Source organism: Neobacillus sp. NPDC093127 (genome assembly GCF_044754175.1).
In the GTDB taxonomy this organism is placed as follows: domain Bacteria; phylum Bacillota; class Bacilli; order Bacillales; family Cytobacillaceae; genus Neobacillus.
In genome coordinates this window covers 1-23,335 of record NZ_JBIVOP010000031.1, presented here as the reverse complement: position 1 = coordinate 23,335, position 23,335 = coordinate 1, and the positions used below count along the sequence as shown (strand labels likewise).

Annotated in this window: 26 protein-coding genes and 1 rRNA gene; 1 reads left to right on the top strand and 26 read right to left on the bottom strand. The window is 41.6% G+C overall.

Translation table 11 applies throughout. The features are described from left to right. Nucleotides 1-26: 26 nt before the first annotated feature. The 15 genes from ACIQCO_RS26100 to metG all read right to left on the bottom strand — a co-directional run bounded on the left by ACIQCO_RS26100 (nt 27) and on the right by metG (nt 15,179). On the bottom strand, nt 27-659 hold the full coding sequence (locus tag ACIQCO_RS26100; protein WP_400434828.1) for a 50S ribosomal protein L25/general stress protein Ctc: 633 nt from the start codon (nt 657-659) through the stop codon (nt 27-29). A 71-nt stretch (nt 660-730) separates the two neighbouring features. Continuing rightward, nucleotides 731-1,687: a ribose-phosphate diphosphokinase gene (locus ACIQCO_RS26095; protein ID WP_400434826.1), complete on the bottom strand. Its 957-nt coding sequence runs from the start codon at nt 1,685-1,687 to the stop codon at nt 731-733. A 23-nt stretch (nt 1,688-1,710) separates the two neighbouring features. Further along, entirely contained in the window at nt 1,711-3,084 is a 1,374-nt protein-coding gene (gene glmU, locus ACIQCO_RS26090; RefSeq protein ID WP_400434824.1) for a bifunctional UDP-N-acetylglucosamine diphosphorylase/glucosamine-1-phosphate N-acetyltransferase GlmU, read from the bottom strand. A 210-nt stretch (nt 3,085-3,294) separates the two neighbouring features. Beyond that, nucleotides 3,295-3,585 carry a septation regulator SpoVG gene (gene spoVG, locus ACIQCO_RS26085; protein ID WP_003347151.1) on the bottom strand — a complete coding sequence of 97 codons (291 nt, stop codon included), beginning with the start codon at nt 3,583-3,585 and terminating at the stop codon, nt 3,295-3,297. A 312-nt stretch (nt 3,586-3,897) separates the two neighbouring features. Then, the gene (locus ACIQCO_RS26080) at nt 3,898-4,272 is read right to left on the bottom strand and encodes a RidA family protein (protein ID WP_400434821.1); all 375 of its coding nucleotides are present in this window, start codon (nt 4,270-4,272) and stop codon (nt 3,898-3,900) included. 1 nt (nt 4,273) lies between these two features. Continuing rightward, the gene (purR, locus tag ACIQCO_RS26075) at nt 4,274-5,101 is read right to left on the bottom strand and encodes a pur operon repressor (RefSeq protein ID WP_400434819.1); all 828 of its coding nucleotides are present in this window, start codon (nt 5,099-5,101) and stop codon (nt 4,274-4,276) included. A 53-nt stretch (nt 5,102-5,154) separates the two neighbouring features. Then, a complete protein-coding gene (gene ispE, locus ACIQCO_RS26070; protein ID WP_400434817.1) occupies nt 5,155-6,024 on the bottom strand; it encodes a 4-(cytidine 5'-diphospho)-2-C-methyl-D-erythritol kinase in 870 nt (289 codons plus the stop codon). 243 nt (nt 6,025-6,267) lie between these two features. Continuing rightward, complete coding sequence (locus ACIQCO_RS26065) at nt 6,268-6,450, bottom strand: small, acid-soluble spore protein, alpha/beta type (protein WP_400434815.1); 183 nt, start codon at nt 6,448-6,450, stop codon at nt 6,268-6,270. A 131-nt stretch (nt 6,451-6,581) separates the two neighbouring features. Beyond that, on the bottom strand, nt 6,582-6,848 hold the full coding sequence (gene veg, locus ACIQCO_RS26060; protein ID WP_400434813.1) for a biofilm formation stimulator Veg: 267 nt from the start codon (nt 6,846-6,848) through the stop codon (nt 6,582-6,584). Between the two features lie 430 nt (nt 6,849-7,278). Then, nucleotides 7,279-8,163 carry a sporulation peptidase YabG gene (gene yabG, locus ACIQCO_RS26055; RefSeq protein WP_400434811.1) on the bottom strand — a complete coding sequence of 295 codons (885 nt, stop codon included), beginning with the start codon at nt 8,161-8,163 and terminating at the stop codon, nt 7,279-7,281. 1,148 nt (nt 8,164-9,311) lie between these two features. Next, the gene (rsmA, locus tag ACIQCO_RS26050; RefSeq protein ID WP_400434809.1) at nt 9,312-10,190 is read right to left on the bottom strand and encodes a 16S rRNA (adenine(1518)-N(6)/adenine(1519)-N(6))-dimethyltransferase RsmA; all 879 of its coding nucleotides are present in this window, start codon (nt 10,188-10,190) and stop codon (nt 9,312-9,314) included. Then, a complete protein-coding gene (gene rnmV, locus ACIQCO_RS26045) occupies nt 10,183-10,743 on the bottom strand; it encodes a ribonuclease M5 (RefSeq protein WP_400434807.1) in 561 nt (186 codons plus the stop codon). Before rnmV ends, rsmA begins: the two co-directional genes overlap by 8 nt. Nucleotides 10,744-10,944: 201 nt before the next feature. Next, a complete protein-coding gene (locus tag ACIQCO_RS26040) occupies nt 10,945-12,126 on the bottom strand; it encodes a ubiquitin-like domain-containing protein (RefSeq protein WP_400434805.1) in 1,182 nt (393 codons plus the stop codon). Between the two features lie 237 nt (nt 12,127-12,363). After that, nucleotides 12,364-13,131, bottom strand: a complete 768-nt coding sequence (locus ACIQCO_RS26035; protein WP_400434803.1) for a TatD family hydrolase — start codon at nt 13,129-13,131, stop codon at nt 12,364-12,366. A gap of 77 nt (nt 13,132-13,208) precedes the next feature. After that, nucleotides 13,209-15,179 (bottom strand): methionine--tRNA ligase, encoded by a 1,971-nt coding sequence (gene metG / locus ACIQCO_RS26030; protein ID WP_400434801.1) that lies wholly within the window; start codon nt 15,177-15,179, stop codon nt 13,209-13,211. A 480-nt stretch (nt 15,180-15,659) separates the two neighbouring features. On the opposite strand from metG, the gene ACIQCO_RS26025 reads away from it, so the two are divergent. Continuing rightward, nucleotides 15,660-15,944 (top strand): transition state genes transcriptional regulator AbrB, encoded by a 285-nt coding sequence (locus ACIQCO_RS26025; RefSeq protein WP_024026429.1) that lies wholly within the window; start codon nt 15,660-15,662, stop codon nt 15,942-15,944. A 32-nt stretch (nt 15,945-15,976) separates the two neighbouring features. On the opposite strand, the gene rsmI is transcribed toward ACIQCO_RS26025, so the two are convergent. The 11 genes from rsmI to rrf all read right to left on the bottom strand — a co-directional run. Further along, nucleotides 15,977-16,858, bottom strand: coding sequence for a 16S rRNA (cytidine(1402)-2'-O)-methyltransferase (gene rsmI, locus ACIQCO_RS26020; RefSeq protein WP_400434879.1), 882 nt, complete (start codon nt 16,856-16,858; stop codon nt 15,977-15,979). After that, a complete protein-coding gene (locus ACIQCO_RS26015) occupies nt 16,836-17,123 on the bottom strand; it encodes a GIY-YIG nuclease family protein (protein WP_400434798.1) in 288 nt (95 codons plus the stop codon). Before ACIQCO_RS26015 ends, rsmI begins: the two co-directional genes overlap by 23 nt. Then, nucleotides 17,113-17,853, bottom strand: coding sequence for a tRNA1(Val) (adenine(37)-N6)-methyltransferase (locus ACIQCO_RS26010; protein WP_400434796.1), 741 nt, complete (start codon nt 17,851-17,853; stop codon nt 17,113-17,115). The genes ACIQCO_RS26015 and ACIQCO_RS26010 overlap by 11 nt, the downstream gene beginning before the upstream one ends. A gap of 65 nt (nt 17,854-17,918) precedes the next feature. Continuing rightward, entirely contained in the window at nt 17,919-18,347 is a 429-nt protein-coding gene (yabA, locus tag ACIQCO_RS26005) for a DNA replication initiation control protein YabA (protein WP_172800886.1), read from the bottom strand. Next, on the bottom strand, nt 18,301-19,128 hold the full coding sequence (locus ACIQCO_RS26000; protein WP_400434794.1) for a PSP1 domain-containing protein: 828 nt from the start codon (nt 19,126-19,128) through the stop codon (nt 18,301-18,303). The genes yabA and ACIQCO_RS26000 overlap by 47 nt, the downstream gene beginning before the upstream one ends. Beyond that, nucleotides 19,121-20,128, bottom strand: coding sequence for a DNA polymerase III subunit delta' (holB, locus tag ACIQCO_RS25995; RefSeq protein WP_400434792.1), 1,008 nt, complete (start codon nt 20,126-20,128; stop codon nt 19,121-19,123). The genes ACIQCO_RS26000 and holB overlap by 8 nt, the downstream gene beginning before the upstream one ends. A gap of 30 nt (nt 20,129-20,158) precedes the next feature. Next, complete coding sequence (locus ACIQCO_RS25990) at nt 20,159-20,488, bottom strand: cyclic-di-AMP receptor (protein ID WP_400434790.1); 330 nt, start codon at nt 20,486-20,488, stop codon at nt 20,159-20,161. Between the two features lie 144 nt (nt 20,489-20,632). Continuing rightward, nucleotides 20,633-21,256, bottom strand: coding sequence for a dTMP kinase (gene tmk, locus ACIQCO_RS25985; RefSeq protein WP_400434788.1), 624 nt, complete (start codon nt 21,254-21,256; stop codon nt 20,633-20,635). A 30-nt stretch (nt 21,257-21,286) separates the two neighbouring features. Beyond that, nucleotides 21,287-22,726 (bottom strand): aminotransferase class I/II-fold pyridoxal phosphate-dependent enzyme, encoded by a 1,440-nt coding sequence (locus tag ACIQCO_RS25980; RefSeq protein ID WP_400434786.1) that lies wholly within the window; start codon nt 22,724-22,726, stop codon nt 21,287-21,289. Between the two features lie 85 nt (nt 22,727-22,811). Further along, nucleotides 22,812-23,030, bottom strand: a complete 219-nt coding sequence (locus ACIQCO_RS25975; RefSeq protein WP_400434784.1) for a sigma factor G inhibitor Gin — start codon at nt 23,028-23,030, stop codon at nt 22,812-22,814. Nucleotides 23,031-23,241: 211 nt separating this feature from the next. After that, nucleotides 23,242-23,335 (bottom strand): 5S ribosomal RNA (rrf, locus tag ACIQCO_RS25970); the annotation flags it as partial.

Genomic DNA, 23,335 nt, shown 5'->3' with positions numbered 1-23,335 from the left:
TTAAGTAGGTTACGTCCGCTTTCTATTCACCCAACTGGAGTTGTTTCTCTGCCTTCTTCATTATCAGGGTGGCCTTCTTCCTGTTGTTCCCCTGAGTTAATTTCCTCTTCCTGTCTTGGCGGAAGAATCGATGCAACAACTTCCTCTTCCTCATGGTTGATGGTAAAAGAACCTTGATAAAGTATATCTGCAATGGTTAGTGTTTCTCCAACCTGCAAGTTCGATATATCCGCTTCGATTTGCTGCGGAATATTGTCCGGGGTAGAAGTAATCGATAGCTCGTGAACGGGCTGTTGCAGGACGCCGCCGTCTTTAACCCCGGCAGCCTCACCAACGAGGACAAGCCGGACATTGACATTAATCTTCGAGGATTTGTTTACCGCCAGAAAATCAACATGAATGATTTCCTTTTTGATAAAATCCTCTTGAAAATCAGTCAGTACCACATCTTGCTTGTTCCCATCAACATCAAGGGAAATGACACCATTTCTTCCGACATCCCTTATCGTCTTTGTTAAATCGATTGAACTGACAAACACTGGCTTGCTGTCAACCGTTGCACCATAAATTACGGCAGGAATACCGCCGTTGTCTCTGATTTTCTTTAACGCGGAACGACGTAATTCCTTCCGCTCCTTTGCTTGTAAAACCGTACTCATCTGTTTAGTCACCTTCCTATTTAAACTATCAATATAAAATTGCCCTAAAACAGGAAGGTCTAAACATTTTTTTAATCAAATAACGTACTTACTGACTGTTCTTCGTGGACGCGGATAATCGCTTCGCCAATTAATGGTGCGACCGATAAATGAATAATTTTATCCGTCTTTTTCTCTTCCGGAAGTTGAATAGAGTTCGTGACAACTAATTCTTTTATTTTTGAGTTTTGAATTCTTTCTATCGCTGGACCTGATAATACTGGATGTGTACAGCAAGCATATACTTCTGCCGCCCCATTTTCTACTAAGGCATTGGCAGCAAGTGTAATCGTTCCTGCCGTATCGATAATATCATCAATCAGGATGGCTACTTTTCCTTCAATGTTACCAACGATATTCATCACTTCCGCCACATTCGGTCTTGGACGGCGTTTGTCAATTATCGCAATGGGTGCTTTTAAGCGTTCTGCCATTTTCCTTGCTCTTGTTACCCCGCCATGATCTGGAGAAACAATCACAATATCACCATTCAATTCTTTGTTTTTAAAATACTCCGATAAAATTGGCACACCCATCAGGTGATCAATTGGAATATCAAAGAATCCTTGAATTTGCGGCGCATGCAAATCTAGACAGATTACACGGGTTGCCCCGGCAGTCTCAAGCAGGTTTGCCATCAATTTAGCCGTAATCGGTTCACGGGCACGTGCCTTACGGTCCTGACGGGCATAGCCATAGTAAGGCATAACAATGTTAATTGTTTTCGCAGAGGCTCTTTTTAAGGCATCAATCATGATTAACAATTCCATAATATTGTCATTTACAGGTAAGCTGGTCGATTGAATCACATACACGTCACAGCCGCGGATACTTTCTTCAATATTAATCTGGATTTCTCCATCGCTAAACTTTGAGACGGAACATTTTCCAAGTTCCACGCCGATAAACTTAGCAATTTCTTGTGCAAGAGGAATATTCGAATTTAAACTGAATACCTTTAAGTTCGGATCTAAATATTGATTAGACATGTGTGCCCTCCAATTATCTTTGCTTATTTCTTTAAATTAAGCTTTTGAACGTAATTTTCCTTATTGACTTGCTGTGCACGGGCAATAGACAAAGCTTCGCTTGGTACATTCTTTGTAATTGTAGAACCAGCAGCCACATATGATCCCTTCCCAATTGTAACAGGGGCAACTAGATTGGAGTTACAGCCGATAAAGACACCATCTTCAATTTTTGTTAAGAATTTATTTTTACCGTCGTAATTCACTGTAATGGAACCGCAGCCGATGTTGACATCACTGCCAACCTCAGCGTCACCAATATAACTTAGATGTGAGGCTTTACTTCCGTTTCCGAACACAGCCTTCTTGATTTCAACGAAGTTGCCAATTTTCACCTCATCATGAATGGTTGAATCCGGTCTGATGTGGGCGAATGGCCCGATGTTGACATGGGCGCCAATTAAGCTTTTATGGACTACCGATTGCCGGACAACCGTTTCATTGCCAATTTCACAAGAATCAATTTCTGAGTTAGGACCAATTTTACAGTCGGAACCAATCATTGTTTTACCTTTTATCATTGTTCCCGGATAGATAACGGTATCCTGTCCAATTTCAACATCGGTGTCTATGTATGTGTTTTGGGGGTCAATAATGGTCACCCCATTACGCATATGGGCTTCATTCGTCCGGTTCCGCATGATTCGCTCTGCTTCCGCCAAGGCCACCCTGTCATTGATTCCTAATGTTTCTGCAAAATCTTTTGTTTGGAAGGCTGTGACCACTTCACCTTGTTTTTTGAGAATTTCAATAACATCCGGTAAATAGTATTCGCCTTGAACATTATCATTAGAAACATTTCTTAATGCCTGAAATAAAGCTTGGTTATCAAAGCAATAGGTTCCGGTATTGATTTCATTTATCTTCCGTTCTGCATCTGTTGCATCTTTATGCTCAACAATTTTTTCAACAAGACCATTTTCATTGCGAATGATTCGGCCATAGCCTGTCGGATCATCTAGTGTTGAAGTAAGGATGGTAGCTTTTGCCTTTAATTCTTCGTGATGTTTAAAAAGGGCTTCCATCGTATCCGCTGTTATTAAAGGAGTATCCCCGCAAACAACAATGGTTACGCCTTCTTTTTCTTCAAGCATGACCGCAGCCTGCATGACCGCATGAGCCGTGCCCAGCTGTTTTTCCTGTAATGCATAGTGACTGCTTGAGCCCAATTGGGCTTGCACCATTTCAGCCCCATGGCCAATAATGGTTACCGTTTCTTGAATTGTAAGCTTCCCTATTTGATCAACGACATGCTGAACCATTGGTTTGCCGCAAACTGGGTGTAATACTTTATACAACTTAGATTTCATCCGCGTCCCTTGTCCTGCAGCCAAAATCACAGCATAACGATTATGCATGTTCAGTCCTCCAATTTAACCTTTTTATCCATTAAAAATATTAACGTAAATAGCTCCTCTTTTCAAGGAATGAACAACAAGTGGTTAATTTTATAATATTATGTAGATTTAGGGGGAAAAGCGAAAGGAAACAACATAGTGTGTCATAGAGGTTTTTTCAAAAATAAAAAAGAGCCTTCTGGAGAAGAAAGGCCCTAGTTGTTAAAATCCTCAGGAAGCTCCGGCTTCTTCAAATTCTACTTCCAATTCACCTAAACGATGGTACTCCGCCAAAACAGCTTCTTGGATTTTGCCGCGTGTTCCTGAATTGATTGGATGCGCAATGTCACGAAATTCTCCATCTGGAGTACGTTTACTTGGCATAGCTACAAATAAACCGTTGTTTCCGTCGATAACACGAATGTCATGGACAACAAATTCATTGTCTAATGTAATGGATGCAATCGCTCTCATCCTTCCATCCGTGTTAACCCGGCGTAATCTTACGTCAGTTACTTCCATGTGCTCACACCCTTTATTGTTAGATAAAATGCTAAATAATTAAATTCAACATTTTACTCAGGAATCCTTCTTTATATTCAAAATATTTTAGAAAAATTACGACAAATTAGTGAACTTTTGTAAAAAACGGCATTTCACTGACAAGATTAGGTAGAATAGTCCTTGTTTTTCAGATTGGCTGTGATAAAAGTGAATGTTGATTTCCGTTCCAGGCGCTTCGCTTTCCGCGGGGCGGGCGCCTTCCACTCCAATCAACATGTGCTCAAAATCAACAATGTGCTTTAACACAGCCTTTAGATTAAAGATGTCTGTTTACTTTACTAATGCAACAACTTCAATTTCAACTAACGCATCTTTTGGCAGTCGGGCGACCTCTACACAGGAGCGGGCTGGTTTATGTACATTGAAATATTCACCGTATACTTCATTTACCGCAGTAAAATCATTCATATCTTTGATAAAGACAGTTGCTTTTATAACGGTTTCTAAGGAAGCTCCTGCTTCGCTTAGGACAGCCTGCAAATTTTGAAAAACCTGATGGGTTTGGACTTTAATATCTCCAGCAGCCATCGTTCCTTCAACTGTTAACGGAATTTGCCCGGAGCTATAAAATAGATTATTCACTACGATTCCTTGTGAATAAGGCCCAATCGCAGCTGGTGCTTGATTTGTTTGAATTGCTTTCATATTAACCCCTCCAAATGTTGAGATAATTTCCCGCTTGGACATTAATCTTCTTCGCTTTTACATCTATGTCTGACAGCTGAACGAGCGATAAATATTCATCCACCAACCGTTCCTGAATTTTTTCATCTTCTACTAGGACCGCAATACCAGCCAAATGGGAATTAAATTCTTCCAGCATGCTGATCATCCCCATTACCGTTCCGCCAGCCTTCATAAAATCATCGACAATCAGAACACGGGAGTCCTGTTTCATACTCTTTTTCGAGAGGACCATCGTTTGAATCCTCTTGGCTGAACCGGACACGTAATTAATGCTAACTGTTGGCCCCTCGGTGACTTTATTATCCCTCCGCACAATCACAACAGGGACATTCAGTTGACTTGCGACCGCATAGGCAAGGGGAATCCCTTTTGTCGCCACGGTCATGACCATATCAATTTTGGCTTCAGCATAGGCGGAGGCAATGATGCGCCCGGCCTTTTGCACTACCTGAGGGTCTCCTAAAATATCGGTTAAATATAAATAGCCGCCAGGTAACAGCCTTTCGGGATTGGCAATTAATTCACACAACTCATCAACAAAAGGTGCTGCCTTTTCTTGGCTTACTTTAACGACGAATTTGACACCGCCGGCAGCCCCTGGGACGGTATGCAGGGTTCCGATTCCCCTTTGTTCAAAGGTTTCCTTCACAATCGCTAAATCTTCGCTAATGGAAGACTTGGCTGACGAATAACGCTCAGCAAAAACCGTAAGCGGTACTAGCTGACGCGGATGATCCAGTAAATAATTCGTCATATCAATCAAACGTTCACTACGGCGAAACTTCATATCTGGCCTCCAAAACCGAATGTTTAACTCGATAGTAGCATTATTGTACGTCTTTAATCAAGAGTGTGCCGCTCTCCAAGTAAGCGAACAGCGAATACTTGATCACAGAAGCCTCTTAATCCATTATAGATGCGGTGCATTCTCGAATCATGCTGGACAATTCCGAATACTGTTGGTCCACTGCCGCTCATCAGGACCGCATCTGCTCCAAAGCGCTTCATTTGATCTTTTATTTGCGCAACTTCCGGGTGCAGGTTTAAGGTGACATCTTCTAGAACGTTCCCTAGATTTCGGCAAACCTCTTGATAGTTTTGTTGAGTTATTGCCGCAATCATTTCCTTTATGTCCGGATGATTCATACCATTTATATCAAGTCTGCGGTAAACTTCCGCTGTCGATACCCCGATGAAGGGCTTGGCAAGAATCACCCAGCATGTCGGCGGTGCAGGCAGCTCAGTGATGAGTTCCCCTCTCCCCTTTGCCAACGCTGTCCCTCCGTAGACACAAAAGGAAACATCCGATCCGATTTCTGAGCCAAGCTCTGCTAATTCGTCCAAGGTTAAACCGAGGTCCCAAAGCTTATTTAAACCTCTTAAAGTAGCCGCAGCATCACTGCTGCCACCGGCAAGCCCTGCAGCAACAGGAATTACTTTTTCAATCGAAATCATCACGCCCTTTTCCACTTGAAACCGATTCTTTAACAGCTGTGCCGCTTGATAGGCTAAGTTTCGCTGATCATCAGGTACGTAGCGATTATGGGAGAGAATATGTATTTTATCTTGATTTAATAAGGTTAGTTCTACCCGGTCTGCCAAATCAATCGTGGTCATAATCATTTCCACTTCATGGAAGCCATCGGAACGTTTATGTAAAACATCTAATGCCAAATTTATTTTGGCTGGTGCCTTGACTAAAAGCTTCACTACGTCCACCTACTTCTGTATAATCCAATTTCCGAAAATCCACATTTTGTCCTATTTTACCACAAAACGATAAATGTAAGACGTTAGATATGATATATCCTAACAATTTTATTATTTTATCATATGGAAAAGGGGTGAATTGGCGTAAAAATGAACAATTTAAGGCCAGAGAGAGATCTCCCTGGCCAAGCTGTGGTATCGATTTGTTTAAATAAAAAGCGGAAGTGCCTTTTCTAGTACTTACTACTTCGGGTTCTGATTGCTCAGCTGTTTTTCCGCAAGTTCTATGGCACGCTTTACCATATTCCCTGCATCCCTTGCCCGGATACCGCCCCATCCCTCTTTTTGAACGACGTCATAGAAACCAAGCTCTTTAGCAAGTTCTTCTTTAAACCGATTGGACATAATCCCTCTTCTTCTGCCCATCTAAACAACCCCTTTCATACCACAGCATTCTTAGTATGAGATAAAGGGGAATTTTCATCATACCAATAAAAGGGCTTTTACAGAATAGCAAAAGGCAGTAAACGTTATGTTTACTGCCTTTTGCTTATATACTAACTTAAAGCTACATGTCCTGCTGCTGATTCGTCGTAGAAGGTAATTTGCACTGTTTCTGTTAATACATCCGCATAGCTGTAAGAAACACGCTCGAATGAATTTTCATCTTGATCTAATTCAATAACAAAAACAGATGGGTAAGTTTCTGCTAAAACACCGGAACGTTCGATTGTCTTCCTGCGTCCTCCGTTTGCTTTTAGCAATAATCTTTTCCCTAGATTCGTGTCAAGAGCCTTTTTGATATCGGCTAAGGTTTTTGGCATTCGGTCCACCTCACTATGTAAAGTATAACACACTGACATAGTTCTGTCAAACAAAAACATAAATTATATCAGTACTGCAAAAAGATTGTCAACATTTTTTATTCTACTTTTTCTACTAAATTTCAACATTTTTAGTGTTGCCTTATTTAAAATGGATTATGTATGCTAAATTGACAAATCGTCATGACACTCCGCCCCTTTTCCAAAATGCTGTGTTAAAAGTGAATGTTGATTTCCGTTCCAGGCGCTTCGCTTTCCGCGGGGCGGGCGGTGAGCCTCCTCGGCGCTAAAGCGCCTGCGGGGTCTCACCTGTCCCGCTGCTCCCGCAGGAGTCTCGCGCCTTCCACTCCAATCAACATTGTACTCAAAATCAACAATGTGCTTTAACACGGCCTTCCGAAAAGAAATAAGCCTTTGAGTAATTAAAGGCTTATTCCTCCATTTCTTGAATCGGCCGGTAGGGCATCCCGGTGCGTAACACTCCTTTTGTTTCAAGGCCGCCCAGACCCTTATCTCCCGTTAAAGTATTCCGTAAGACATCCCAAACGTTAATTCTCTCCATAAACGGGGTAAAGCTTATTTTTGCGACGATATAGACCGGGTCGAGTGCATGAATATTAATCCTTGATGGTGAACTGGCAAAGTTTGCTCCTGCGTGAATAAGCGATTCAAAATGGGATTGGCAGGCACCAGCAAAGATGACCAGTTGATCTAAATGGGGGACCTTTTTTCGTGCCTCCTTGACCGTCTGCACGAAATGTTTCGAATGGCGATAGGCGTTAATATCTGTCATCTTTCCCTTCGCCTTTGAATAGGCATCATGTCCCGTGATAACGATAATATCTGGGCGATAGTGGTCCATCAATTCACCAATCTTATCAGCCATTTCCTTTTCATTACAGTGGATGCCCAAAACAGGAACGCCAATTTTCTCATACAAAGCCATACATTTTTTCAAATAGGCTGGATCCCCGTCCAAATGGAGAACCTTCCCCGGGATTTGGAAATAACTGCTTGGCTTTACATAGCCGCTGGTGGCATCATATTCCTGCCTGGATTTCAATAAATCCACATCTTGAGTAAACAGCCTTAACGACTGTTCCTCAAGTGTTCTGTATTCCTGTCTCAGCTTCACCCTTTCATTTTGATTAATGACGACCAAATCAGTGTAAGGGGCATCTGCTGCCAGGCGGAAATCCTCACCATAAAGGATGGCAAATTTCTGGCCGTTGATTATGCGTATATCAATAACACGAAATAGAATATCACAGCTATATGATTTTCTACCGACAATATCATTTATGTTTATATCCATCGCCGTCACTCCAATAAGACCAGCAAAAAGGCCTTTCATATAGGGTTTCTCTCATAGGCTATGCAAACAGTGGTGTCCATGTGAAAAAAAAATGAGGCTGTCCAAAAATTCAGGTAAGTGACCTTTGGTAGCCCCCTCTTCTTTAGCTTTATTGGCTGGTTCGATAGGGACTGTTGATTTCCGCTCCAGGCGGCTTCGCTTTCCGCGGGGTGGGCGGTGAGCCTCCTCGGCGTAAACGCCTTCGGGGTCTCACCTGTCCCACTACTCCCGCAGGAGTCTTCGCCGCCTTCCGCTCCAATCAACAGTGCGGTAATTATTAAACTTTCCACTCAACATAAAATAATAAAAACAAAGTGGTGAAGATTAACGGGTTCCGTTTCCTATCACAAACATAAAAAAGTAAGTTAAAATAAAGTGCCAATTTGCATATGAAATTGACACTCATTTTTTATTGGAGTAAAGCCATTTGTGCCTAAATTACATAAAAATTTGTATAGGATAACGCCCCCCTACAATTTTACCCTCAATTTGGTATACAATTTGTCTTACAAAAAATGCTACACAACACATATTAATTTGATATATATGTTAGGATGAAGTGTTAACCTTAATTAAGTAACCAGTAATATTTAAAATAAGCGGAGATTTTTCGGTTAGTGCGCAGATTAGAGCTCGGACTTGGGTATATAAGCGGAGGTATTCCGATTAAGCAAAGCAAAATTTCCTATTCTCACATTTTCCAAGTCAATAGTCGGAATCTTTCCGTCTATTTAAGCTATTTTCAGTGCTATTTCCTAATTAAGAGAAATTTCTCCGCTTATTTATCAAACCATGCTGATTCCCTCATCCGGGTCCGTGAGGTTGGTCAATAAAAAAATGGCTCAGTTTAGTTAACTGAGCCATTTTGTGTTGCAATTCTTTAGGTTATTTTGCCACCCTGTTGATTGGAGCGGAGGGCACTCGACTCCTGCGGGATATAGAGGTCACGGGAGACCCCGCAGGCGCCAAAGCGCCGAGGAGGCTCCCGGACCTCCCCGCGGAAAGCGAGTGCCCGGAGCGGAAATCAACAGGCCCGTTAGCAGGGACAATCCATTAATGAATAATTGCCAAGTATACCCTTTCTCGACAATCTGAGACCCATATAGGGTCTAGTGAAAATAAGGGTATAATTCATCACTTAATCGGCCAAATTCCTCTAAGGAAAGGGTCTCACCTCTTCTTGATGGTTCAATCCCGCACACATTTAGTGCAGCGAGGATATCCTCCTTCTTTTGTTTCCCTTCAGGCAGCTGACTTGTTAAGTTATTGAGTAAAGTTTTTCTCCTTTGAGCAAAGCAAGATTTTGTAATTTGGAAAAAGAAATCTTCATCTTTTACAGTCACAGCCGGCTGCTCCCGTTTTGTCAGTCTGATTACCGCAGAATCGACATTTGGCTGGGGAACAAACACTGTTTTCGGGACAATCATGACCGTTTCTGCTTCTGTATAATATTGGATTGCAATGGAAAGCGAGCCGTATTCCTTCGTCCCAGGCCGGGCTGAAATGCGGTCAGCTACCTCTTTTTGAAGCATACAAACAATCCCTCTAATTGGCAGCTTGTCCTCCAAAAGCTTCATAATGATGGGCGTCGTCACGTAATAAGGTAAATTGGCTACGACCATAACATCGTCAATCCCGCTAAATTCTTCAGCAAATACAGCTTGGACATCCGCTTCTAATACATCTTTATGAATGATGTTCACATTCGGATACGGTGAAAGGGTGTCCTTTAAAATCGGTAATAATCGTTGGTCAATTTCGAAGGCTACGACCTTTTTACTCGTTCGGGCAAGCTGTTCGGTGAGAGCACCAATCCCCGGACCAATTTCAATTGCTCCAGAATTTTCATTCAAATCAGCAAAGCTGACAATTTTTTTTAAGATATTGGTATCAATTAAAAAGTTTTGACCAAGGCTTTTCTTAAAGGAAAAACCGTACTTTTCGAGAATAGCCCTTGTTCTCACAGGGGTAGCGATATCTTTATTCATTTTTTTCCTCCTGACGTACAACGCTTAGTGCTTCCGCAAATTCCTGTCTGCTAATTTGGAACATCATTAAGCGCTTATGCAGTTGTTTTCCATTTGTATAGCCAATTTTTAAAAGCTTACCAAGCATGATTCTTCGGTCTTTTGCTCCTTCGCCGCCGATAAGACCTGCGCTCAGTAAATCTTCCTGCGATATTTCTTCTGAAATTGACTCATGCATGATTTGGGCATCCTTCAAGGCCTCTCTGATTGCCTTAGGACTGGCATGTTCAACGCCAAGACCCTTACCTGTTTTCGCAATCGCCTCTTCTTTCGCTAAAAACGCATGTTTGCAGCCTGAAACACTGGCGGCAATTGTCTTTCTAATTTTTTCACCAGGATAATCCGGGTCTGTGAAAATGATGACACCGCGTATTTCCTGGGCCCGCCTAACCTTTTCAATTGTGGCTTCATTTACTGCAGACCCATTTGTTTCAATGGTATCAGCATCAACAGCCCTTTTGATCGCCGTTGTATCATCTTTTCCTTCAACAACAATAATTTCTTTAATTTTCATGTTAAAGCGAAAGCCTCCGTAACAAAAAATAAAAATTTGAAAAAAAACTGAAACATTTTTGTAATGTCCATCGTCTATATTATTAAACTGATTCATACAATGAAAGTAAGAAAATCAATTATCTATCGATGTAAGTATAAAGAATTTTAGTGAAAAAGCAAAATGCAGAGGATAACTAACTCCTCTGCATCCGAGTAAAAATCACTCCAAAATTTTTATCTTTACTTTCTTACGCCCCCAGCGGTAACAATCCGCATTTGACGGCATAAATAAATCAATTTTATACCCTTTAATCACGCCGCCTGTGTCAGCCGCTACAGCATAGCCATAGCCTTCCACATACACCTTTGTTCCGAGCGGAATGACTCTTGGATCGACAGCAATTACTTTCATGTTTGGATTTGCACGAAGATTTAGACCTGTTGCCGTCCGCCCTGAACAACCATTGCAGAAAGCGGTATAGGCGGTTGCAGTCACGTAAAACTCTTTACCCGTTTCAGCTGCCCCTCGCGATACCTGCAGGGCCGTATCCTTCATTCCAACAGCCACCACTTTATCCTGTTTGACTGCAATATTCTGCTCACTTATCAGTTTCCTAGAAACTTCTTTGCCATTTTCAAGCACGACTTCGTATTGTTTGGACACACGGCCATGCTTTCCTGGAGTTATGATTTTTTCTTTCCCTTTTTCTAAGCTTTCATCCTTTTTGGTAACCACGGCAAACTGAACTGGTTCTTCCACTACATCGGTGACTTTTTCTACTCGAATGACGTTAACAACACCATTCTCAGAGATGGTTTCTGTTAATGACGGTTCAACTCGGTCTAATTCATTTAGCTCGACGCCCTGCTGCGTTAAAAAGTCAGCGACCGTAGCCGAAGTGGCCCAAACTTGCTGTTCTTTACCTCCGTCCACAAAAGTAAGATGGTGAGCGATTTTAATCGCAATATTCATCTTATCTTTTATTGCCGCTTGTGGTTTAGGTGAGATTTGATCCTGTTCCTTCAATACAATTTTCTGCTCTGCTAGGAGTTCAGCCACCGTTGCAGCTGTCGTCCAGACGGTTTTACCCTCGTTGTCTTTGACAATATGAACCTTGTTTGCCTGTTTCCATACAACCTTAAGGTGGTCTCTCACCTTCGTATTGGTCTTAGGAAACAAGTAGTCCTGTGAGCGAGGTGATACATCCAGTTCATCTAATAATTCTTTGACGGTTTCTGCATGTGTTTTTACGACCTGTTGCTCGCCATTAAGTGTAATTGCAACAGTGTTCTTTGATCCTTCAAACAGAAGAACCCCGAGCGCTGTTAGCAAAACTATAAAACTAGCAAAGACAATGGTCAATGATCTCCCGCTCCAAGACATAGAAAACAGGTTTTTCATGTGTTTGAATACGATGAAAAACGCCTCCTTTTTCTCAGAGAGATTATTACTATCGTGTTGTCGGCTGTCAATCCTTGCTTATCCTGTGAATGTATTTCTAATTATGCACAAAACTGGAAACAATGCAAAGAGAAACTTATCGACATGATTATCCTATGTTGAAAAGGAGACGTGTAGAACTTTTTGTTATTAGAAAAAATTAAGACAAGCTTCCTGCCGCTTCGACAATTTCCTTTATCACTTTATGGCGAATATTTTTTTAGCATTTCGTGTCGTTGCCTCTGCCACTTCCGCAAATGTCATTCCTTTTATTTCGGCAATTTCCTCAGCTACTAGCCTCACATACCCTGGTTCATTCCGTTTCCCACGATAAGGATGCGGGGCTAAATAGGGGCAGTCTGTTTCGATTAACAGTTTATCTAATGGAATTTCTGCCGCCACTTCCTTCGGCTTTTTAGCATTTTTAAAGGTTACTGGACCGCCAAGGGAAATATAAAAGTTCATTTTTACACATTCCTTTGCGACTTCTGGGCTGCCGCTAAAGCAGTGCATAATGCCGCCTACCTCCTCTGCCCCTTCTTCCTTCAAGATTTCAACGATATCTGCGGTCGCCTCGCGATTGTGAATGACAATAGGCAGCTTCACTTTTTTGGCAAGCCGAATTTGTTTGCGGAAAACCTCCTTTTGAATCTCTTTAGGGGACTTGTCCCATTGGTAATCCAAGCCCATTTCGCCAATTGCGACTACCTTTGGGTGGGAAGCCAATTCCTCAATCCATACTAAATCGTCGTCGGTCATGTCAATGGCATCGACAGGGTGCCAGCCAACGCAGGCGTAAATAAATTCATAGCTTTCGGCTAGATGCATGGCCCGTTCAATTGTCGGCCGATCAAAACCGACAATCACCATATTTGAAACTCCCTCATGTTGCGCCCTTTCAATCACTTCCAGCAAATCTTCGTTATATTGACTATCATTTAAATGTGCATGTGTGTCGAATAACATAGATTAAACTCCTTTCCATATAAAAAAATAGAAATGTCCCGAAAATTGTTACACGTGGAACATTTCTATTTTCGACATTATTTTACCTTTGCTCCATTTGCCAATGTTTGATCAACGGTTGCAAGCGATAATACGCCGTCTTTTGATCCAGCCAGAATCATTCCCTGCGATAATTCACCGCGCAGCTTCACTGGCTTCAAGTTCGTAATACAAATCACTTTCCGGCCGACCAAATCTTCCGGCTTATAATACTGGGCAATCCCTGAAACAACTTGGCGTTTTTCATAGCCAAGATCGAGCTGCAGCTTCAGAAGTTTATCAGTCTTTTTAACAGGCTCCGCTTGAATAACTTCCGCCACCCGCAAATCAATTTTCATGAAATCATCAATCGCGATTTCAGCAACATCATCCGGCTTTTCCTCTTTCTGTTCTTCTGCTGCCGGCGCCTGTGGAACGGCCTCACCGCCCTGCATTTTTGTTTTAATGAAGGCTACCTCTTCGGCAATTTCAAGTCGTGGGAAAAGCGGCGCATCCTTTTCAACCTTTGTTCCGCTTGGAATCCCGCCAAAAGTATCCAGGCCATCCCAGGCTTTAAACCTTTCATCCTGTATGCCCAATTGATTAAATACTCCATTTGGTGTTTGCGTTAAAAATGGCTGTAACAGAATCGCGATTCGGCGCAATGATTCTGCCAAGTGAACCATGACACTTGCGAGCTCCCCTTTGTTTTCCTCATTCTTAGCCAATGTCCACGGCTTCGTTTCATCGATATATTTATTTGTCCGGCTGACTAATTGCCAAATCGATGTTAACGCAACAGAAAATTCCATTTTTTCCATGGCTTCTTCATATTTTAGGACTGTTTCACGATTTACTTGGAGCAATGACTCATCAAACTCGCCAACGGAACCGGCATAATCAGGGATCACTCCATTAAAATACTTTTCAATCATTGCAACCGTTCGATTGAGGAGATTTCCAAGGTCATTGGCCAAGTCAAAGTTAATTCTTTCAACAAAACCCTCAGGTGTGAATACACCATCGGCGCCAAATGGTACTTCTCTCAATAAGTAATAGCGAAGTGCATCAAGGCCGTAGCGGTCAATTAACGTAACTGGGTCAACGACGTTCCCTTTCGACTTCGACATTTTTCCGTCCTTCATCAGCAGCCAGCCATGGGCAAACACTTTCTTTGGCAGCGGCACATCAAGGGCCATCAGCATAATCGGCCAATAAATCGTATGGAAACGAACAATTTCCTTTCCAACAAGATGGACATCTGCAGGCCAATAATTCAAGTATTTTGAATCATTGTCCGTTCCATAACCAAGGGCGGTTATATAGTTGGACAAAGCATCAATCCAAACATAAATAACATGCTTCGCATCCCCTGGAACCTTAATGCCCCAGTCAAATGTTGTCCTTGATACAGCTAAATCCTCGAGGCCTGGTTTGATAAAGTTATTAATCATTTCATTTTTGCGCGATTCCGGCTGTATGAAGTCAGGATTCTCCTCATAATGCTGTAATAATCGGTCGACATACTTACTCATTCTAAAAAAGTATGACTCTTCCTTTACCTTTTCAACTGGACGGCCGCAATCCGGGCAGTTCCCATCCACTAGCTGACGGTCTGTATAAAACGCTTCACACGGAGTACAATACCAGCCTTCATACTGATCGAGATAAATATCCCCTTGTTCGAGCAGTCTAGCAAAAATCTTTTCGACAATTTGCTTATGTCTTTCCTCAGTAGTCCTGATAAAATCGTCATAAGAAATATCAAGCTTATTCCAAAGCTCTTTAATGCCTTCCACAATTCCATCGACATATTGCTGCGGTGTAATTCCCGCTTCCTCCGCTTTACGCTGAATTTTCTGCCCATGTTCATCCGTACCCGTTAAATACATAACGTCATAGCCGCGCAGCCGCTTGTAACGCGCCATTGCATCACCGGCAACCGTCGTATACGCATGTCCAATATGTAAATTTCCGCTTGGATAGTAAATCGGTGTCGTTAGATAAAAAGTCTTTAATTTTTCCTCCATTATATTCCCTCCTGACAGGAAAAGCGCAAACCCCATTCAACCATTATTGCCTCTTTTTCCCGCTTCTATCATCAAAATATACCGAAAAATGAACTTTTGTGCAAGAAACCGTTACCGAGAGGATTCCAGTAATTTAAATATTTTTCCTTATACACCCAAAAAGGGGTTAGAGCTAGCGAAACATTATAAATAGAGAGAGTGGTTATTGTAGAATTTTGTCGAAAAGACTAATTTTAAAATGTTTATTTTTATAGTGCCACTGTACCTAAATTAACCGGTTCCGTTGGCAAAATGATTCCGTTTATCCTTGTAAACCAACAGTTGGTTGGACGGAAGAAAAAAATATTTTATTTTTTAAAATAAAATAATTGACGAATATGGGAATTTCTTGTATTATAAAAGTATGAAAAATTTGTCGAATAATGACGAATAAAAAATAGATAGATAATCTTTATAGTTTCGAGAGGAGATAGGAAAAAAATGAAATCTACAGGTATTGTTCGTAAAGTTGATGAATTAGGTCGTGTGGTTATTCCGATTGAATTAAGACGTACTCTTGGTATTGCTGAAAAAGATGCTCTTGAAATTTATGTGGATGATGAGCGCATTATCTTAAAAAAATATAAGCCAAATATGACTTGCCAAGTAACTGGTGAAGTTTCTGATGATAATATGACACTTGCCGGCGGTAAATTAATTCTTAGCCGTGAAGGTGCAGAGCAATTAATTCAAGAAATTCAAAACAACTTAGAAGTAGCGAAGTAAAAACAATCCAGCACTTTGTGCTGGATCTTTTTTTACTCTTGATTTTCTACATGATAGGCCTGATATACTTCCCTTTTGTTAAGGCCCCGGTCTTTGGCTGTCAGCTTAATCGCCTCTTTCGAAGGAATATCCTTTTCAGAAATATAATGATTGACATGCTCAGCAAGCGATAACTCGTCCCACCAGCTTGGCCCTTCCTCCTGTTGTTCATCCGTTCCTTCGACAATCAAACAAAACTCGCCGCGTATTTCATCCTGGCTTGCCCAGGCGATTACTTCTTCAACCGTTCCTCTAATAAATTCCTCATATTTTTTCGTTAGCTCCCTGCATATCGCTATCTTCCTATTTCCGAGAACCTCTTGGATAATGGCCAATGTTTCCTTGAGGCGATGCGGGGACTCATAAAAGATGATCGTCGCCGCCTGCCATTTTAAAGCCTCTAATTCCGCCCGCTTCTCTTTCTTGCTCCTGTTTAAAAATCCATAGAAATAAAAGGGCTGGCAGGACAGGCCTGAGGCAATTAACGAGGTTAGAGCCGCGTTCGCACCTGGTAACGGGACCACTGGGACCCTTTCTTCAATCGCAGCTGCCACTAGTTCATAACCAGGGTCAGAGATGGCTGGCATGCCGGCATCACTAACAAGTGCTATTTTTAACCCTTCCTTCACCCTTTGAATCAGTTTCTCTCCGCTCGATTCCTTATTGTGCTCATGATAGCTGACGATAGGAGTTTCAATGTCAAAGTAATTGCACAGCTTTTTCGTATTCCTTGTATCCTCTGCGGCAATCAGATTTGCCTCTTTTAGGATTCTAACTGCCCGGAAGCTCATATCCTCTAAATTTCCAATCGGTGTAGGAACGAGGTAAAGAATTCCTTTCTGTTCTTCGTTCTCAAAGCTCTTCTGCTGCCACATGATCATCACCATTTTCTTTTAATAAAAACTCAAGCTTTTTTTTCCGTGGTAATCGCTTAAAATAGTATTCCGCCCTTAAGGCGTCACTTTTATTAGGATAGCCTTTAAAGTAGGTTAACTGGACCGGGCCGCGGCCCCGGGTATATTTTGCCCCTTTTCCCTCATTGTGCATTCTAATCCGCCGTTCCAGATTATTCGTATAGCCGCCATAAAGGCTGTCATCTGAACATGTCAATACATAAAAATAGTGATGGCTACTCTCCATATAAAATTGCTCTGATTTCTTTTGTATATTCATCGTTTTCGTTATAGACAATGATAGGCGGAAGAATCTTAAGGTCCGGGCTGCCGTCCTTTATTGCTTCAATCATGAGGGTATTGGCTTCCTTCCCTATTTTCGGGTAAACAAATTGAATCCGCTTTGGCTCGAGTCTATACTTCCGCATCAATGTGATGATATCCATTAACCTGCCCGGGCGGTGGACGAATGCCACCTTCCCGCCTTGCCTAACTAAGTCACTAGAGGACTTGATGGCATCCTCGAGCGTACAAAGTATTTCATGGCGGGCAATCGCCAGATGCTCATTTGGATTGATTTCCCCCGCTTCCTGCGTCGTAAAATAGGGCGGATTACAGGTGATGACATCAAACTTTCCATAGCCTAACCGCTTCGCCATCTCCTTAATATCACCATGAATCATCTGGAGGCGATTTTCAAGACCGTTATAAGCAATGCTTCTTACCGCCATATCATAAAGGCGCTCCTGGATTTCGACACCTGTAATTTGCCCCTTTGTTCTTGCACTCAAAAATAAGGGAATCACGCCATTCCCACTGCAGAGATCCAGTAAGTTTCCTTTCTGGATCGGAACATAAACAAACCGTGCCAAGAGAACGGCATCAAGTGAAAAGGCAAAGACAGAAGGACTTTGAATTATCCTTAAGTCTTCCGCGAGTAAATAATCCAGCCGTTCATCTTCCTTTAATTTGACCACATAAATCCATCCTTTAGGCTAAAAATGTATGAAAAGAGAGGCTGATTTTCTCAGCCTCCTTAAGGTTATTTCTTATTAAGAAAAGAAAGACAAAATAAACAGTCGCCTTCCTTCCGCAGGCTCCCGAAATGAAGGTTGCAAATATGAAACCCTTCTTGATAAAGACGAGCGAGATTATCATATCCTTCCCCAATATCAAACGGCTTTACATCAGGGGATTCGGCATTGGCAGCATTCTTTTTAGGTTCTGTTTTTTTCTTTTCTTCAGTGGTTACATCTAAACGGCGCCTCAAATGCTCATTTTCAAGTTTCAAATAATGATTTTCTTCTAGTATCTCAGCTAAATGCTGCTTTAATTCCCCAAGCTGCTGATAAAGACTGCCAATTTGTGTTTCCATATTACTTACCGACTCAAATATTTCTTTTTTATCCACTTCTTCCACCTCATTAATCTGTGGATTGTATAGACAAGGCACCTTCTTTAATGATTTCATCCAAGGTATATTCGAGAACTCGCTCTTGTTCCTTAAGTTCCACTTGAAGTACCCGTTCTAAAATATTTAATCCTACTACTTTCCCTCTACCCTGGGGTGTTTCAATGATTTCGCCTAAATCTGGTAACGCTTCTTTCGCAGATTCATACTCATCATTTTCATATTTTAAACAGCACATCAGCCGTCCGCAGAGACCGGATATTTTCGTAGGATTTAATGATAAATTTTGGTCCTTCGCCATTTTTATTGAAACCGGGTCAAAGTCCCCTAAAAAGGTTGAACAGCAGAGCATTCTGCCGCATGGGCCAATACCGCCAAGCATCTTAGCTTCATCGCGGACACCAATCTGGCGTAATTCAATCCGTGTCCGAAAAATCGCTGCTAAATCCTTTACAAGCTCACGAAAATCAACTCTTCCATCCGCCGTAAAGTAGAAAATAATCTTATTTCGATCAAATGTATATTCAACATCAACAAGCTTCATATCCAATTGATGTTCATTCACTTTTTCATTACAAACTTCATAAGCTTCCTGGGCAGCCTGCTTATTTTCTTCGACAATCATCCGGTCCTTTTGGTCGGCAATTCTGACGACCTTTTTTAATGGAAGGACAACATCATGCTCCTCAACCTGTTTTCGGGCAATAACAGCTCTGCCATATTCCACTCCGCGGACTGTTTCGACAATCACGAAGTCATCCTTTTCAATTGAGAGGTCTCCAGGGTCAAAATAATAAATCTTCCCCGCCTTTTTAAAGCGTACTCCTACAACATCATACAAATGAAGATCCCTCCTGCAATTTTAACACAAGCTGTTCCATCATCAGCTGAGGATTCATATTCTTCTCGAGCTTCCGTTTTGCATCAAGAATAGCTGACATTTGATTCGATAAGCGCCGTCCGGATGTTTTTAAGGCGTATTGTGTTAAGCGCTCACTATCAGCTTTAAAAACAATTTGCTCCTGCTTATCTAATTGTATATATAGTAAATCCTTAAATATAAGAAGAAAAAGTTCTAAACCGCGATGAAGCTGTTCTTTCTCTTTGAAGTGTTGAAACCATTCTTGTTGAAGTGTTACCATGGCCTCTAATGAATTCTTCTCCAACACCTCATATAATTTTAACACTATTTTTTGAGCTTGTGCAAACCATTCATCGACATTTAATTGCAATGCTTCCTCAATATTATTAGTAAGCTCCGCAAGCAGCGGGGCCTTTCCCGGATTAACGCCGTTTTCCACTAGCTGTTTAATCATAACTTGAGGCGGAAGCGGCTGGAATGTTAGAATTTGGCACCTTGAAAGAATCGTTGGCAGCATTTGCTGCGGCTGTTCAGATAATAAAATAGCCACCGTTTCTGCACTCGGTTCCTCAAGAAACTTTAGCAAACTATTGGAGGCACTCACACTCATTTTATCTGCACCAGATATCAGGTAAACCTTTTTTAACGATTCTACTCCCTTTTTCGAAAACTCAGCTTGCAGGTTTCTGATTTGGTCTACTTTGATGGATAAGCCATCCGGCTCAACAATATGAACATCAGGATGATTGCCGCTAGTAATTCGGCGGCAATTATGACAGGTCTCACAAGGTTTATAGCCATCAATGAGCGATTCACAAAATAGAGCCTTCGTGAACAATAACCCTATTTCCTTTTTCCCAGTTCCTTTCATTCCTTCAAAAAGGTACGCATGGGCTACTCGATTTTTCACCAAGCTGTTTTTTACCATTCGGAGTACGGCTGGCTGCAATTCTTCTAGTTGATCCCATGTTTTTACCAAGTTAATCACTCACTAACTATATCAATTCAATTAAAACTGTAAATATTGCTCAATAGGAAGCACGAAAACCGTTGCTCCGCCAACCTCGACTTCGACCGGATACGGTACATAGGAATCTGCATTCCCGCCCATTGGAGAAACCGGTGAAACGAGCTGTTCCCTGGACCTGCAGTTATCCTTAATAATCTGCAAGGCACGATCAACGCGAATATTTTCAGTTCCAATCATAAAAGTGGTGTTCCCCGATTTCAAAAATCCGCCTGTACTCGCTAATTTTGTCGCCCTAAAATTATTGTCTACTAATGCCTTTGATAAACGATTACTATCCTGATCTTGAACAACTGCTATGATGAGTTTCATCAAACCACCCTCTCTCCAATTTTCCGAATCTAGTTACCACTCCCTATATTATAACAGGTTATCGTCCCGCTTACATTTGTAATAGGTTGGAAAAGCATTAATAATTTCATAAACAGCAAAAAAGCAGCCTTCAAGCGAAGACTACTACTTTTTTGCTAGCTTATTTTTAATCAGTTCGATTGTTTGCTTATAGACCTCGTTTACTGAACCAGATGCATCAACCTTAATGATTCTCGTTGGAAAACGATCCATTACTAGCTGATATCCCTGTCTAACCTTCTGGTGAAACTCAAGGTCTTCTAAATCCAGCCGGTTAATCTCTCTTCCTTTATTTTTGTTGATCCGTTGTAATCCGAGCTCAGGTTCAATATCAAAGTAGATCGTTAACTCAGGCATCATTTGTTCAATCGCGAATTGATTTATTGCCCATACCTCATCGATCCCTAACCCGCGTGCATAACCTTGATAGGCAAGTGAGCTGTCCACAAACCGGTCACAGAGGACGAGCTTCCCCTCAGCTAACGCTGGTTTTACTTTTTCAATCAAATGCTGCCTTCGTGCAGCCGCATAGAGTAATGCCTCCGTCCGCGGATCCATTGCCGTATTCTCTTTCGCCAATATGACATTGCGGATTTGCTCTGCGATATCAATACCACCCGGCTCTCTCGTAAGCAGGACGTTAGTAAACTGCTCCGCTACCATCCGAATGATCGTCGTCTTTCCCGCCCCATCCGGTCCTTCAAATGTAATAAATGTTCCGCTCGTCATTAAACTATTACCTCCATACCTGTAAAAATCTTAAGTTGTGCTAAAAATCATAATCCGGCCCTCTTTAACCGAAGAACTTCCTTGAAACCTGGCCCCGGATTGCAGCAGACGATTGAGCTGGTTAAGCTTGTCTATTGTAATTGTTTCACCCTTTAAAAGCAGCGGTATTCCTGGAGGGTAGGGAATGACGGTTTCCGCACATACCAGGTTTAATGCCTCTTCAATCGGGACCTCTTTCTCAGTAAACCGATTCATATTTTTATATGGGATAGCTAAGTGGGAAATTTTTTTCTCCTCATGATGAATGTTTTCCTTTAGTTCTTGAATAGGTAAACCAATAAGTGCCTGTTTTATTTTTTCCGCAGCCGCTTCGAACGGATAACTCTGTCCTGCTTTTATTAATGGGAGAATAAGCAGCACATTGTATGGGTCTGCCAATTCCGGATAGATGGACTGCTCTTCCAATTTGTTTTGGAGCTCAAAACCGCTCAATCCACATCGGGATTGAATCGTTATCTTTAATGAATCACCTTGATTATTTGGAAAATCTAACACATTAATCGCCGGAATTTTGCTTAATTCCTCCTTAAAGTGGGTGATCGTTGTTAAAAGATAAGATAAATCCTTCTCATCATATGCAGCTAAATAATTCCTTGCTATGTCTAGTGACGCCATAATCGGATAGGAGGGGCTGCTTGATTGAAACATTCCCAGGTATTCCTTAACCTTGTTCAGATTAACTAATTGACTTTTAATATGTAAAAAAGAACCCATTGTCATTGCGGGCAATGTCTTATGGGCAGACTGTACCACGATATCTGCCCCCATTTGGGTGGCGGAAGCTGGAAACGGGCCACCGACTATAAAATGCGGCCCGTGAGCCTCATCAACGAGTATTGGGATATGATGGAGATGGGCCTCCGTAATGATTCCTTCTAAATCATAAACCAATCCGTAGTAGTTGGGATAGGTCAAAATAATCGCTTTTGCATTAGGATAGTGGTTGATTGCTTCCTTAACCGTTTCAAGTTTAATGCCCCCGGCTGCTTTCCAGTTCTGATTATATTCCGGCTCTAAAAAAACAGGTCTCGCTTTCGCTAATTTCAAGGCATTCAAGACGGATTTATGACAATTCCGTTGGACGAGAACAAGATCATCTTCCCCACATGCCGCCATAATCATCGCCAGGTTCCCTACTGTGGAACCATTAACAAGAAAAAAACTTTTTTCCGTTTGATATAACTCCGCTAAGAGTGTTTCTGCTTCTAATATGACGTCTTCCGGTGCATGTAAATCATCCAAGCCTGACAGCTCGGTTGCGTCAATTTGTAATAGTTGCTTGAATACAGCATTTGCTTCGGGCTTATTGATCAAGCCCTGTTTATGTCCAGGAACATGAAAAGAAATTGGCTGTTTGTTTGCATGATCCTGTAAGGCTTGGAATAAGGGTGTTTTCAATTGAGAGTTCATTTCCCATACTTCCTTCTAATAGTCTTATTCATTTTAAATGAAATCCCTTTTCTAAGCAAAAAAATAAAGCCCGTTATGGACTTTGTTACGAAAAGATTTCCGGAGTTGTTATTTTTTTAAGCTGTTTTAGGAAGTATTTATATTTTGGATCATTTGTATCTGTTTGAATCAAATCATTTTCACATTCTGTACAAATAAAAGAAGTGTATAGATGTATGCCTTTCGGTTTTAAATTTTCGCAAATAACACATGTTTCCTCATAATGACTATGTGCCAAAAATGAACTCAATTCCTCCACCTCCATACACCCATTCTGCCCTCATTCACCAATTTGTATACAATTTTTCGAATTATCTTGTTCCAAACCCATCCTGTAATATCATATGTCGCTGGTAGCGATTGGGTGTATGTCTATAAGTGAATTCTTTCAAAACAATTCGTACTTTTTTTGATTTTGTATATGTCCTATAAGATAAAAAGGAAAAAGACAACCTCTAGAGGTTGTCTTTTATCGTGCCTGGCAGCGTCCTACTCTCACAGGGGCGCCTGCCCCAACTACCATCGGCGCTGAGAAGCTTAACTTCCGTGTTCGGTATGGGAACGGGTGTG